Annotated in this window: 14 protein-coding genes and 1 riboswitch; of the genes, 3 read left to right on the forward strand and 11 right to left on the reverse strand. The window is 70.2% G+C overall.

Going from position 1 to position 13,137, the window contains the following annotated elements:
• Positions 1 to 135: 135 nt before the first annotated feature.
• Together ACTG9Q_RS29795 and ACTG9Q_RS29800 are read right to left on the reverse strand one after the other, a co-directional pair.
• Complete coding sequence (locus ACTG9Q_RS29795) at positions 136 to 1,023, reverse strand: IS5 family transposase (RefSeq protein WP_455576262.1); 888 nt, start codon at positions 1,021 to 1,023, stop codon at positions 136 to 138.
• 101 nt (positions 1,024 to 1,124) lie between these two features.
• On the reverse strand, positions 1,125 to 2,465 hold the full coding sequence (locus tag ACTG9Q_RS29800) for a helix-turn-helix domain-containing protein (RefSeq protein ID WP_455576263.1): 1,341 nt from the start codon (positions 2,463 to 2,465) through the stop codon (positions 1,125 to 1,127).
• A 306-nt stretch (positions 2,466 to 2,771) separates the two neighbouring features.
• Here ACTG9Q_RS29800 and ACTG9Q_RS29805 point away from each other — a divergent pair, with 306 nt between their 5' ends.
• From ACTG9Q_RS29805 to ACTG9Q_RS29815, 3 genes are all read left to right on the forward strand, one after another.
• Positions 2,772 to 3,026, forward strand: a complete 255-nt coding sequence (locus ACTG9Q_RS29805) for a hypothetical protein (RefSeq protein ID WP_455576264.1) — start codon at positions 2,772 to 2,774, stop codon at positions 3,024 to 3,026.
• Positions 3,023 to 3,238 carry a hypothetical protein gene (locus tag ACTG9Q_RS29810; protein ID WP_455576265.1) on the forward strand — a complete coding sequence of 72 codons (216 nt, stop codon included), beginning with the start codon at positions 3,023 to 3,025 and terminating at the stop codon, positions 3,236 to 3,238. Before ACTG9Q_RS29805 ends, ACTG9Q_RS29810 begins: the two co-directional genes overlap by 4 nt.
• A 162-nt stretch (positions 3,239 to 3,400) precedes the next feature.
• Entirely contained in the window at positions 3,401 to 3,691 is a 291-nt protein-coding gene (locus tag ACTG9Q_RS29815) for a hypothetical protein (RefSeq protein ID WP_455576266.1), read from the forward strand.
• 214 nt (positions 3,692 to 3,905) lie between these two features.
• Here the strand turns inward: ACTG9Q_RS29815 and ACTG9Q_RS29820 are convergent, their stop codons facing one another.
• The 9 genes from ACTG9Q_RS29820 to ACTG9Q_RS29860 all read right to left on the reverse strand — a co-directional run bounded on the left by ACTG9Q_RS29820 (position 3,906) and on the right by ACTG9Q_RS29860 (position 13,125).
• Positions 3,906 to 5,735, reverse strand: coding sequence for a glycoside hydrolase family 6 protein (locus ACTG9Q_RS29820; protein WP_455576267.1), 1,830 nt, complete (start codon positions 5,733 to 5,735; stop codon positions 3,906 to 3,908).
• A 184-nt stretch (positions 5,736 to 5,919) separates the two neighbouring features.
• Positions 5,920 to 7,281 (reverse strand): L-serine ammonia-lyase, encoded by a 1,362-nt coding sequence (locus ACTG9Q_RS29825; RefSeq protein WP_455576268.1) that lies wholly within the window; start codon positions 7,279 to 7,281, stop codon positions 5,920 to 5,922.
• Positions 7,282 to 7,338: 57 nt separating this feature from the next.
• The gene (locus tag ACTG9Q_RS29830) at positions 7,339 to 8,610 is read right to left on the reverse strand and encodes a serine hydroxymethyltransferase (RefSeq protein WP_455576269.1); all 1,272 of its coding nucleotides are present in this window, start codon (positions 8,608 to 8,610) and stop codon (positions 7,339 to 7,341) included.
• Between the two features lies 1 nt (position 8,611).
• Positions 8,612 to 8,992, reverse strand: coding sequence for a glycine cleavage system protein GcvH (gcvH, locus tag ACTG9Q_RS29835; protein WP_455576270.1), 381 nt, complete (start codon positions 8,990 to 8,992; stop codon positions 8,612 to 8,614).
• Positions 8,993 to 9,011: 19 nt separating this feature from the next.
• Positions 9,012 to 10,100: a glycine cleavage system aminomethyltransferase GcvT gene (gcvT, locus tag ACTG9Q_RS29840; RefSeq protein ID WP_455576271.1), complete on the reverse strand. Its 1,089-nt coding sequence runs from the start codon at positions 10,098 to 10,100 to the stop codon at positions 9,012 to 9,014.
• Between the two features lie 260 nt (positions 10,101 to 10,360).
• A riboswitch (glycine riboswitch) is annotated at positions 10,361 to 10,451 on the reverse strand.
• A gap of 193 nt (positions 10,452 to 10,644) precedes the next feature.
• Entirely contained in the window at positions 10,645 to 11,370 is a 726-nt protein-coding gene (locus ACTG9Q_RS29845; RefSeq protein ID WP_455576272.1) for an energy-coupling factor ABC transporter ATP-binding protein, read from the reverse strand.
• The gene (gene cbiQ, locus ACTG9Q_RS29850) at positions 11,367 to 12,104 is read right to left on the reverse strand and encodes a cobalt ECF transporter T component CbiQ (RefSeq protein WP_455576273.1); all 738 of its coding nucleotides are present in this window, start codon (positions 12,102 to 12,104) and stop codon (positions 11,367 to 11,369) included. Before cbiQ ends, ACTG9Q_RS29845 begins: the two co-directional genes overlap by 4 nt.
• Positions 12,101 to 12,427: a PDGLE domain-containing protein gene (locus ACTG9Q_RS29855; RefSeq protein ID WP_455576274.1), complete on the reverse strand. Its 327-nt coding sequence runs from the start codon at positions 12,425 to 12,427 to the stop codon at positions 12,101 to 12,103. Before ACTG9Q_RS29855 ends, cbiQ begins: the two co-directional genes overlap by 4 nt.
• Entirely contained in the window at positions 12,424 to 13,125 is a 702-nt protein-coding gene (locus ACTG9Q_RS29860; RefSeq protein WP_455576275.1) for an energy-coupling factor ABC transporter permease, read from the reverse strand. Before ACTG9Q_RS29860 ends, ACTG9Q_RS29855 begins: the two co-directional genes overlap by 4 nt.
• Positions 13,126 to 13,137 lie beyond the last annotated feature (12 nt).

The raw sequence follows: 13,137 nt of genomic DNA on the forward strand, positions 1-13,137 counted from the left end.
AGGACACACCCTCGCCACCACCGCCGCGGGCATCGCCTTCCTCCACAACCTCACCATCACCGGCTAAACCGATCGACACCGGCCCGGAGCACCACAAGGTCAGTTACGAGACATCCCTTAGTAGCTGTTTCCGATCTACTGGGGTTGGGTGAGGCGGCGGCTGGTGATGCGGATCATGGACCAGCGGACCATGGCTTCGTGGTGGTGGGGTAGACGTTCGTAGTCGCGGGCGCAGCGGCGGTGTCCGGTGATCCAGGCCAGCGTGCGTTCCACCACCCATCTGCGGGGCAGCACGGTGAAGTGCGGCAGATGGGGCCGTTTGACGATCTCCATCACCAGGTCGAGGGTCGTGTGGGCCCAGTCGAGCAGGGTGCCGGTGTAGCCGCCGTCGGCCCACACCAACGACACCCGTCGACCTGCGGTGTTCCGCATCCGGCGCAGCAGACTGCGAGCGGCGACCCGGTCCTGCGTCGAGGCCGGGGTCACCAGCACTGCCAACAGCAGCCCGACGGTGTCCACCACGATGTGTCGCTTGCGGCCGTTGACCTTCTTGCCCGCGTCGAAACCGCGGGTTGCCCTCCTCACGGTCTGCGCCGCGCGCACCGACTGTGAGTCGACGATCGCCGCCGAGGGCGCCGCCACCCGACCGGCGACCAGCCGGGCACGGTCGCGCAACCCGTCGAGCAGCCGCTGCGAGCCAGCAGCCTTCTCCCACAGGGCGAAGCGCTTGTAGACGGTCTGCCACGGCGGGAAGTCGGCGGGCAGCGCGCGCCACTTGATGCCGTTGTCGACCACATAAAGAATCGCGTCCACGATCACCCTCCGACAGTGCTTCTCGCAGCGCCCGCCCCGACCAGTCAGGCACGCGGGATCGGGCAGCAGCGGGTCCAGCTCGGCCCACTGGGCGTCGGTGAGGTCGGTGGGATACCGCCGCGCCCGCCGAACGGGCTGGTGGGAGGCGGACAGGCGACAGCACGGGGCACCCGCGGTGGAACCACCCTCGGGAATCGGGCACGATAACAACGGAACTCCTGGCAGAGCGGCGCTTCGACAACGTCCGATCTACCAGGAGTTCCCTCGTCCCCGCACCAAAGCCCCGCCTGCTCAAGCTCGAAAACAGCTACTTAGGTGGCGGCCCCGACGCGAAGCGTGTGGTCGATCCGGTTCACCAGCTCACGCACCTCAGGCATGTCGGCGTGTTGCTTGCCGGCGTCCATGAGTTGGCGCAGTGCGTCGTTGACCCGATCAGATCGGACCGACCCCATCGACACCAGCGCCTCGTGGCCAAGCGTCACTGCTTCGTGCGGGTCGTCGCAGGCCATGACCAACGCGGCCAAGTTCGCGGTGGCCAGTGCTTTGCCGCGTGAGTGGCTGTTGGAGAACTGGGTGATCGAGGCTTCCAACCGCTGACGTGCGGCCTGGTGGTCGCCACCGTTCAGCGCCAGGTGAAGCAGCGCTCGACCAGCATCCCGATCAAGATGGGCGCGTTGGTAGTAGGCGATCCACTCCGGTTCGTCTCCAGGGGTGACGGCAGCGAACAACGTCTCGGCCTTGTCGACGGCAGCGGCGCAGTCGTTTCCACGACGTGCGCCAACAAGTCCCAACGCACGGGCGTGCCGGGTGTGCATCATCGCGCCAACCTTGGGGCTCAGCCGGTCGGCTCGAACCAACGCCATCTCGGCGAGGCTCAGCGCGTCATCGGTGCGGCGCTGGTGAACCGCCAGGTTTGCGAGACCGGAGAGCGTCTTCGCCCGCATCGTCCAGTCGCTGGCCTCGGTGGCGCAGCCGGCTCCGAAGCGGAAGGCTCGCTCAGCTTGGCGGTGGAGGCCAGCGTCAAAGCACACCCCGGCGGCGGTGTCGGCCAACTCGGCAACGGCCGAGAAGAGTGCGCGGCGAACCGGTTCGGAGGCGAACGAGCCATCGGTCAACTCGGCGGACGCCGACAGCTGGGTAATCACCGCCCGCGAGGAGAGCTGGCCGCCATACTGGTGATCTTGGCTGGCGAACATGCGTGCGAGGTGCCGCACATGGTCAACATCTGCCTTGCCGATTCGCTGGCCGCTGCCAGCTGTCGTTGCGCTGGCGAACTCGCCCAGCGGGTCAGCAAGTCCAACACCGGCGACTGAACCGGCCAGAACTCGGAGAAACGTCTGTCGTTCCACGTCGTCCCCTCCTTCGAGATACCGGGGGCCTGCCTCCACGGTAGCCATGCGGGAACGGGTACTGAAAAAGCCGAGGTCGGCGTCTGTTTGGTGGCCGAGCACCATCTGGAGGGCAGCTCGGTAGTGCCGGTTGGGCCAGCGGTGCACGCCTCGTTCGAGCTTGCCGATGTAGTCGGCATCCATCGCACCCGGACGACCGGTGAGGACTTCGACCTGCACGTTTGCGCGTTCAGCCAGCTGGCCTTGCGTCAGGCCGGCGGCATCACGAGCGGCGCGCAGTTGGTCGTTGGGGATGGCCCTCACCGTGTCTCATCCGTGTTCGCTCCTGCGCCCAGAGTAGCGCTCCAAGGCCACTCGGCCTGCTGATCATCGCCAATCCTCCGGGCAAAGCTCCGGGGTAACGGCGGGTTGGTCGGCGGCTTGACCTCTGTTCCCGGTTCGGGCGAGGAGAGCAAGGCTCAGAGGTAGGCACCCGGCCCCGGATGCCCCGACAAGGAACGGCCGCGAGCCTCGACCGCCTCCCCACAGGCTCAACCTTCCCCCGGTTCCAGGTCGGCAGGCTCCGGGGCTGGGTGCCACCCAGCCACCTGACGGACAGAGGTAGCCGCTTTGACCACCAGCGCCGGACTTGATCCCTTGAAGTCCCACATCACCTGTACCGATGGCTTCCGGCGGGTGCGGAGCATCGGCCTGTGGACGGCACCCACCAGCGGAAAGGTGGTGCTGGTCGCGCCTCCGGCTGAGGCCGCGCTGTTGACCCCCGCTGAGGCGCGGGACTTGCGTGACCGGCTCGACCAGCTCGCAAGCGTTGTCGAATATCAGCACGCCGAGTTGACGCGGACGCTAAAGAAGACGTCCCCGTGAGCGGCAAGAAGCGGTCCACCCCGCCGAGACCGCTCGAACAAGTGACCTTGTCGGTGGAGCTGTCGGTGTTGGAGCTGGCGGCCCTGAGCTTCGTGGCGATGGTCTGCACTTCGGCCGTGGAACAGGTAATCGCCAATGCCGCTGAGCGCGGTTACCAGAAGATCCGTGAGGCGGCCAAGAAGCATCCGCGCCTGCCGTCGACCGTGCGTTGATCCCCTGTCCTGCAATCACTTGGAGCTGTGTTCATGTCAACGCCGTCGTTGGTCATCGTGGAGGGCGCTGTGGCTCGTGCGCCGGGCGGTGGCCTTCGTTCCCTGCGTGACCCGCAGTGCTGGATGGTGCCGCCGTGGCCCAGGTCGGCGAACATCCATGAGGTGGTCGACCACTTCATGCGGTTCGCGCTGCTCGACGGCGCAACTGATCATGAGTACTTCACCTACTACGAGGCGTACGTCGCGGCGCTGGAGGCCGCGCGCGAGCGCAATGCTGGGCTGGAACGCTCGGCTTTTACGAAACGCTGGTACCGCGACCTGCACGATGCCTTGCTGCGCTGTGTAGAGCAATACCGCTTGCGTTGTAAGGAGAACACTGGACCTGAGGCTGATAGACGAGCTGTTGGCCGCGCTGGACAACCAGAACGAACTGGCACCAGCGGGAAGGGATGACCCGTCGCCGGCGGGGGATGACGTCGCGGATCACCGTGCCTCGACGGTCCATCGCCGGGGTGGCCCTTTGGTTCCACTCCGCCTGCAGTTCCATGACCGCGCGAAGATCATCTCGCATGGGGGTCATTCTGCACGCGCACCGCGGGCGGTGTCCGGGGGACACCGCCCGCGGGCGTTGGATTTTCAGTTGTGGTTCAGGGCTTGCTGTCGCTCTTTACAGCGCCGGGTAGGCGTTGCGCATGAGCTCCTGGAACTGGGCGGAGAACCAGTGGCCCGAGAGCGGGGCGTTGGCGAGGGCGCCCGAGAGGTTGTTGCCGTTGCGCGGGTTGCCGGTGTAGGTCGGGTCGCACATCCGGTCGAAGCCCTTGCCCTCGTCGTTCGGGATCTCGCGGCTGGCGCCGTCGGACTCGCCCGGGGGCTTGATCCAGACGTAGGCGTCGATGTTGGGCTCGGGAGCGGCCTTGGGACGCTCGCCGAGACCGGCACCGGCCTGGTTGCACCAGTTGCCCTTCTGCAGGCGACGGTCGATCCGCGACTCGTTGACGTAGGTGTCCGGGTTCGTGGAGGTGGACTTCGCGGTGGGACGGTTGGGGCCGCCCCAGCCGTTGCGGCTGGTGTCGATCAGCATGCCGATGTTCGCCGGGAAGCCGTTCTTGATCAGCTCCGCGCGGAAACCGGTGGCGAAACCGAGCTCACCGTTGAAGTCGTTCCAGTCGACCCACTTGGCGACCTCCTTGACCGGGCGGCCACCGACGACGTCGTCGACCGTCCAGTGCGGCTCGCGCAGCGCCGAGTAGTTCGCGGTGTTGGTGACGAAGCCGTGGACCATGTTGAGGTTCGCGCCCTCGCGGCCGTTGATCGTGGCCATCATCCGCGCCGCGGCGTGGAAGTTGTCGTACTCCGGAACCGGGTCGCCCCAGCCGATCCAGCCGTGGTGGCCCGCATCGATGTAGTTGTAGGCGTTGGGGATGGCCCCGCCCAGCTTGGCGACCGCGTAGGCGACGCCGTTCTGGTAGTTCTGGTTCTGCTTCATCACGTCACAGTTGGCGACCGCGGTGGGCCGCGGCGTCACGTTCGTGACCAGGTTCGGCAGGGAGTCGATCTCGATGACCGTGACGATCCGCAGGTTCCGGTAGGCCGGGCGCTTGAGGATCTCGGCGATCACGTCGATGTACTCGGTCTTGTACCGCGGCAGCTCCGTGGGGCCGAGCTCGCCGTTGGAGGCCAGCGCGGCGCAGTCGCGACCGGGCAGGTTGTAGATGACGACCTGGAAGACCAGCTGACGGGTGGGCGCGGCTGCCAGCTGGCGGACGGCCTCGTCGAGGTGGTTGACCAGGCCCATCGTGCCGGTGGTCGGCGAGCCGTTGCCGTGGATGGCGCTGATGCGGTCCAGCCACACACCGGTGGGCTGGTTGGCGATCCGCGAGCCGCCCGGCTCCGCGGCGGCTTGGCGCGCCCACTGCGGGTTGACGTAGACGTTCGCGCCGACGTACGGGTTGTCCACCTTGGTCGGCGGGGTGCCGGTAGTGGTGGTGGTCGTCGTCGTCGACGTGTTCGTCGTCGTGGTGGTCGACGTCGCGGTGGTGGTGGTGGTGGTGCTGGTGGGCGGCGTTCCCGTGCACACCGTTCCGTTGAGGCGGAAGGTGGTGGGGGCCGGGTTCGCGCTGGTCCAGACACCGTTGAAGCCGGGGGTGACCGAGGCCCCGGTGCCCAGCGAGCCGGACCACTCAGGGTTGCGGACCGTCACTCGGGCGCCCGACTGCGAGAACCGGCCACCCCAGCCCTGCTGAATGGTCTGTCCCGCCGCGAAGTCCCACTCCAAGGTCCAGCCGTTGTTGATGGCGTCGCCCAGGTTGGTGAGCGTGACATTGGCCCCGAAACCACCGGGCCACTGCGTCGTCACAGCGTAATTGACCCGACATCCGGGAGCGGCGCTGGCGGTTGACCCTCCGGCCACGACCAGGGTCGCGGACAGGGCAGCCACCGATGTCACCGCCATGGCCCCGGCTAGCTTTCGAGATCGACCAATTTTGCGCAGATTCATGCGTCGCCTCCTTGCGAGCAGACCGCCGTCTCAGAGCGCTCCCACTTCGTCTTGAAGATTCGGCATCTGCCGCAAGACCGGGGGGTTATGAGTTGGGAGCGCTCCCAGGAACGACCGTAACGCACGACACATCGTGGTGACAAGACCGTCACACGGAGAATTTGGGAGCGCTCTCAGTCAGTAGTCAGCACTCGATGACGTTGAGCGCGAGACCACCGCGGGCCGTCTCCTTGTACTTGGTGTGCATGTCGGCGCCGGTCTCCCGCATCGTCTTGATCACCTTGTCCAGGTGCACGACGTGCGTGCCGTCGCCCTGCAGCGCCATCCGGGAGGCGTGGATCGCCTTGGTCGAGCCGACCGCGTTGCGCTCGATGCACGGGATCTGCACCAGCCCGCCCACCGGGTCGCAGGTCAGCCCCAGGTGGTGCTCGAGCCCGATCTCCGCGGCGTTCTCCACCTGCGCGACGCTGCCGCCGCGCACCGCGGTCAGCGCGGCGGCGGCCATCGCCGCGGCGGAGCCGACCTCGCCCTGGCAGCCGACCTCGGCCCCGGAGATCGAGCCGGTCTCCTTCAGCACGACGCCGATGGCCGCCGCGGTCAGCAGGAACTCGACGACGCCGTCGTCGGAGGCGCCGGGGACGAACTTCTCGTAGTAGTGCAGGACGGCCGGGATGATGCCCGCCGCGCCGTTGGTCGGGGCGGTGACCACCCGCCCGCCCGCGGCGTTCTCCTCGTTGACGGCCAGGGCGAACAGGCTCACCCAGTCCATGACGTACAAGGGGTCGCCGACGCCGTCCTCGGACAGCAGCTTCTCGTGCAGCGCCTTGGCGCGCCGGGGCACGCGCAGGCCGCCGGGCAGCACCCCCTCGGCCTCGCAGCCCCGGACCACGCAGTCGCGCATGACCTGCCAGATGTGCAGCAGCCCGGCGCGCACCTCGTCCTCGGTGCGCCAGGACAGCTCGTTGGCCAGCATCACCCCGGCGACCGACAGGCCCGACGACGCGCAGTGCGCCAGCAATTCCGCCGCGGTGCGGAAGGGGTAGGCCACCGCGGTGGTGTCCGCGGAGATCACCGGCCCGTCCGCGGCGTTCTCGTCCAGCACGAACCCGCCGCCGACGGAGTAGTACGTCCGCGCCGCCAGCGACTCCCCCGCCGCGTCCCACGCCTGGAACGTCATGCCGTTGGGGTGCAGGGGCAGCGACCGCCGCCGGTGCAGCACCAGGTCGGCGTCGTGGTCGAAGTCCATCTCGTGCGTGCCGAGCAGCCGCAGCCGCCCGGCGTCGCGGATCGCGGCCACCCGCTCGGACACGGTGGCGGTGTCGACGTCCTCGGGCCGCTCCCCCTCCAGCCCCAGCAGCACGGCCTTGTCGCTGCCGTGGCCGAAGCCGGTGGCGCCGAGCGAGCCGAACAGCTCCGCGCGGACGCGGGCAACCCGCTCGAGCGGGAGGCGGGAGGCGAACATCAGCGCCGCGCGCATCGGTCCGACGGTGTGGGAACTCGACGGGCCGATGCCGATGCTGAACAGGTCGAAGGTGCTGATGGCCACGGTAGGGACCTTCCGGGTGCTGCGGGTGGGGCCGGGTCGCGGCCCCACCCGCGGTGCTCAGCCCAGCTCTGGATAGAGCGGGCGGCGCTTGACGAGCAGGTCCACGCGCTCGCGCAGGGCCTGCTTCGTCGCGTCGTCGAAGTCCGGACGCAGCGCGACGGCGATGATGTCGGACACCTCGGCGAAGTCCTCGGCGTCGAAGCCGCGGGTGGCCAGCGCGGGGGTGCCGATGCGCAGGCCCGAGGTGACCATCGGGGGGCGGGGGTCGAACGGGACGGCGTTGCGGTTGACCGTGATGCCCACCGAGTGCAGCCGGTCCTCGGCCTGCTGACCGTCCAGTTCGGACTCCACCAGGTCGACGAGCACAAGGTGCACATCGGTTCCGCCGGAGGACAGCTTCACGCCTGCCTCGGCGCAGTCCGGTCGGGACAGTCGCTCGGCGAGGATGTGGGCGCCCTCGAGCACGCGACGCTGGCGCTCGGCGAACTCCTCGGACGCGGCGATCTTGAACGAGACCGCCTTGGCCGCGATGACGTGCTCGAGCGGACCGCCCTGCTGGCCGGGGAACACCGCCGAGTTGACCTTCTTGGCCAGGTCCTTCTTGCAGAGGATCACACCGCCCCGGGGTCCGCCGAGGGTCTTGTGCGTGGTCGTGGTCACCAGGTCGGCGTACGGCACGGGGTTGGGGTGCAGCCCCGCGGCGACGAGCCCGGCGAAGTGCGCCATGTCGACCATGAGCAGCGCGCCGACGCTGTCGGCGATCTCGCGGAACCGGGCGAAGTCCAGCTGGCGCGGGTACGCCGACCAGCCCGCGATGACCAGCTTCGGCTGGTGCTCGGCGGCCAGCGCGGCGACCTCGTCCATGTCGACGCGGCCGGTCTGCTTGTCGACGTGGTAGGCGGCGACGTTGTAGAGCTTGCCCGAGAAATTGATCTTCATGCCGTGCGTCAGGTGCCCGCCGTGGGCCAGGTCCAGCCCGAGGATCGTGTCGCCGGGCTTGATGACGGCCACCATGGCCGCGGCGTTGGCCTGGGCCCCGGAGTGCGGCTGCACGTTGGCGTGCTCGGCGCCGAAGAGCGCCTTCACCCGGTCGATGGCCAGCTGCTCGACGACGTCGACGTGCTCGCAGCCGCCGTAGTAGCGGCGGCCGGGGTAGCCCTCGGCGTACTTGTTCGTCAGCACCGAGCCCTGCGCCTCGAGCACGCCCAGCGGGGCGAAGTTCTCCGAGGCGATCATCTCCAGGGTGGACTGCTGGCGGCGCAGCTCGGCGGCGACGGCGGCGGCGATCTCCGGGTCGACGGTGGCGAGGTCTTGGGAGAAGGACGTCATCTCACTCCTCTTCCTTGGTCAGCTCGGCGTAGGCGGCCGCGTCGAGCAGGGTGGGCTCGCCGTCGACCCGGATGCGGAAGAGCCACCCGTCGCCGAAGGGGGAGGTGTTGACCAGCTCGGGGGTGTCGACCACGGCCTCGTTGATCTCCACGACCTCGCCGTCGGCGGGCGCGAACAGCTCGCTGACCGACTTGGTGGACTCGATCTCGCCGCAGGCGTCGCCCGCGCTGACGCTCGCCCCGACCTCGGGCAGCTGCACGAAGACCACGTCGCCGAGGGCTTTGGCCGCGTACCCGGTGATGCCCACCGTGGCCGCCGCCGGGTCGGACAGGTCGACCCACTCGTGGTCCTCGGTGTAGGACAGGTGCTGGGGGGTGCTCATGTCGGTGTCGGTCTCCTGGTCAGGCGGGACGCTGGTAGAAGGGCAGTGCCACGACCTCGACGGGGGCCTTCGCGCCCCGGATGTCGACGGTCAACGCCGTCCCCGGCGCGCTGAGCGCGGCGGGGACGTAGGCCATCGCGATCGGGTGCCCGAGGGTCGGCGAGAGCGCGCCGCTGGTGACAGTACCGACCGGGGTCCCGTCGGCGTCGAGCACGGAGTACCCGTGTCGGGGGGCGCGGCGCCCCTCGCCGCGCAGGCCGACGAGCGCGCGGTCGGTCTCCTTGCGACGCTGGAGCGCGTCCCGGCCGACGAACTCGGGCTTGTCGAACTTCACGACCCGCCCCAGCCCGGCGTCGAACGGGGTCAGCTCGGCGGTCAACTCGTTGCCGTACAACGGCATCCCGGCCTCCAGGCGCAGGGTGTCGCGGCAGGCGAGGCCCGCGGGCAGCAGGCCGTGCTCCGCGCCCGCCTCGGTGAGCGCCGCCCAGACGGCGGGGGCGTGCTCGGCGGCGGAGTACAGCTCGAAGCCGTCCTCGCCGGTGTAGCCGGTGCGGGCCAGCAAGATGTCGTGGCCCGCGGCCGTGGCGGGCCTGCCCGCGTAGTACTTCAGGGTGTCGAGGTCCGAGCCGGTGACCGCGGTCACGATCGCGGGCGAGGTGGGGCCCTGCACGGCGATCAGCGCGTACTCGGTGGAGCGGTCGGTCACCGTCGCGTCGAACCCCGCGGCCCGCTCGGTCAGCGCGGCCAGGACCGTGCCGACGTTGGAGGCGTTGGCGACGACCAGGTACTCCTCGGTGTCGAGGCGGTAGACGACCAGGTCGTCGAGCACGCCACCGTCCTCGGCGCAGATCATCGTGTAGCGCGCGCGGCCCGGCTTGACCGCGGACAGCGTGCCGAGGAGCGCGTGGTCCAGGGCGTCGGCGGCCTGCGGGCCGGTGACGGCGATCTCGCCCATGTGGCTCAGGTCGAACAGTCCGGACGCGGTGCGCACCGCCTTGTGCTCGGCCAGTTCGCTGCTGTACCGCAGCGGCATCGACCAGCCCGCGAAGTCGGTGAACGACGCGCCGAGGGACTGGTGGACCTCGTGCAGCGGAGACGGGTTGCTCATGGGTGGGCGGACTCCTTGGGCGCGCGGGGACGGCTGATCCGGCGGCAGCGTGCCACGGGGCGCGGCGGGCCGCAGGGGAACGGGGAAGGACGGCAAGACGGGGGCACCAGAGCTCCTACGGCTACGACGGGGCGGCCGGAAGCCGACCCGCGGGTCTCGGAACTCCCCCTCTGTCATGGCACCTGAGAGCTTCACCGCCGAGAAGGCGGCTTGCACCGTGGGTGAGGCGCTGACGTCGCGCCCGCTTTCCAGAGTGGCCTGGCCGGTGAACGGTAGGTTTACCTGAGAGTTTCCGGGGAGTTTGCTCCTTCGGTGCCCCGCGCGTGGCGGAGGCTCTCCCGTTCTGGCTCGTGCGGCCCACTATGCGGTTGTGGCCCGGACGATAGTGTCCCGGCCTAGAACCTTCACCATGTCTCGACATGCCCACGACGCGCCTGGCTGCGTTGCCGGAACGCCCAAGTATGCCCAATACGAGGACGTTCCGCCGCCTTGCCAGCCACGCCGTGCACACGCCGATACACGGCGAAGGTTCTAGGCCGGGACACTAGTCCAGGCGGAACCCGAACGGAAGTTCCAGGCGGTGGGCGGCCAGCAGGGCGGTGTCGGCGAGCAGGTCCCGGGTGGGGCCGTCGGCGACGACGACGCCGTTGTCGATCAGCACGGAGCGCGGGCACAGCTGCAGGGCGTAGGGCAGGTCGTGGGTGACCATGAGCAGCGTGCGCTCCAGGCCGATGAGCACGTCGGCCAGCTCGCGGCGGGCCACCGGCTCCAGGTTGGCGCTGGGCTCGTCGAGCACCAGGATCTCCGGGTCACAGGCCAGCACGGTGGCCAGCGCGACCCTGCGGCGCTGGCCGCCGGAGAGGTGCGCCGGGGAGCGGTCGGCGTGCTCGCCCATGCCGACGGCCGCCAGCGCCCGCTCGACCCTCGCCCCGACGTCGGGGAGGCCGAAGTTGGCCGGGCCGAAGGCGACGTCCTCGCGCACGGTGGGCATGAACAGCTGGTCGTCGGGGTCCTGGAAGACGATGCCGACGCGGCGGCGGATCTCCTTGAGGTTGGCCTTGACCACGGCCAGCCCGCCGACCTCCACCCGGCCCGCGCCCGCGGTGTGCACGCCGTTGAGGTGCAGCACGAGGGTGGTCTTGCCCGCGCCGTTGGGCCCGAGCAGGGCGACCCGCTCGCCCTGCTCCACGCGCAGGTCCACGCCGTAGAGGGCCTGGTGGCCGTCGGGGTAGGCGAAGGCGAGCCCGTCGACCAGCAGGGCCGGGGTCACAGCGCGGCCGCCAGGACCGCGGCGCAGGCCAGCGCCGGGGCCACGCCCGCCAGCCAGGCGCGGGGACGGGCGGGCGCGCCCGCGTCGGGCAGGGCGCCCGCGTAGCCGCGCGAGACCATCGCCAGGTGCACCCGCTCCCCCCTTTCGTAGCTGCGCAGGAACAGTGTGCCGATGCCGCGGGCGGTCGCGCCGACCTGCCAGAGGAAGCGCGGGTCGTGGCCGCGGCTGATCCGGGCCACCCGCATCCGCCGGGCCTCGGCGATGATGACCTCCAGGTAGCGCAGCATGAGCGTGGCGATCATCACCACGACCGCGGGGACCCGCAGGCGCTGAAGGCCCAGGAGCAGCTCGCGCGGGGCGGTGGTGGCGACCAGCGTCAGCGAGGTCAGCAGGCCGAGGGTGCCCTTGGCGACGAGGTTCCACCCGGCCAGCAGCCCGCTCTCGGACACGGTCAGGCCCAGCACCTCGGTGGTGGGGCCGCCCGCGAGGAACGGCGCGGCGAGGGCCGCGAGGACGAACGGCGTCTCGATCAGGGCGCGCCTGGCCAGCCAGCCGGGCGGGACGCGCGCGGTCGCCCACACCCCGGCCAGGATCGCCAGGTAGGCGCCGAACGCCCAGAACTCGGTGCGTGGCGTGGCGACCACGCAGAGCACCAGCAGTAGCGCGCCGACGAGCTTGACCTGGGCCGGGAGCCGGTGCACCGGCGTCGCGCCGGACCGGGGTGGCTGCCTCACCCCTGGCGCGGGGTCCGCCTGCGCAGCACCCAGAACAGCCCGCCCGCGACGGCGAGGGTGAGCACCACGCCGATGACCCCCGCCACCCCGGTCGTGCCCTCGGCGCCCGCGACGGCGTAGTCGGCCAGCGGGCCGTCGGCCAGGTCGTGGTCGCGGGCGTCCTGGGCGATGCAGTCGCCGACGAGCGTGCCGTCGACCTCCTCGCAACCCCGCAGGGTGGCGTGGTCGAGCCCGTCGGGGCTGGAGCTGGCCAGGTAGGACACCGCGCCCGCGATGAGCAGCGCCGCGAGCAGGAAGCCGATCAGGAAGCGGCGGTTGCTCATGCGGGCGTCCCCTCGCGCAGGACGAGCGGCCTGTGGGCGCCGCGCAGCAGGTGGACCAGGTCGGGGCGCACGGCGGCGACCGCGCCCACGGTCAGCGCGGTGATCACGCCCTCGCCGATGCCGATGAGCACGTGCACGCCGACCACCGTGGCCGTCACCGCGCCCAGGTCGAAGGCCGGGTCGCCGCCGATGGCGAACTCCAGCACGAAGCCCAGCGAGGCGAGCACGGTGCTGCCCAGCGCCGCGGTGAACGCCACCGCAGGCAGGCCCGCCCGGCCGCGCCGGACCAGCCCGCGCAGGGCGAGCGCGATGAGGAAGCCCGCGGCGGTGCCGATCAGCGCGAGGTTGGTGATGTTGGCGCCCAGCACGCTCAGCCCGCCGTCGGCGAAGGCCACCGCCTGCACCACCAGCACGATCGCGACGCACAGCGCGCCGACCCAGGGCCCGACGAGGATCGCCGCGAGCGCGCCGCCGAGCAGGTGGCCGCTCACCCCTGGCAATACTGGGAAATTCAGCATCTGCACGGCGAAGATGAACGCCGCGACAAGTCCGGCCATCGGCGCGGTGCGGTCGTCGAGGTCGCCGCGCGAGCGCAGCAGGGCCACCGCGACGCCGATTCCGCCGATGACGAGGAAGATGACCGAGGTCGGGGCGTCGAGCAGGCCGTCGCTCATGTGCATGGCGAGGGTGGAGGACACAGCACCTCCCGG

It is taken from the genome of Actinokineospora lacus (assembly GCF_053813445.1).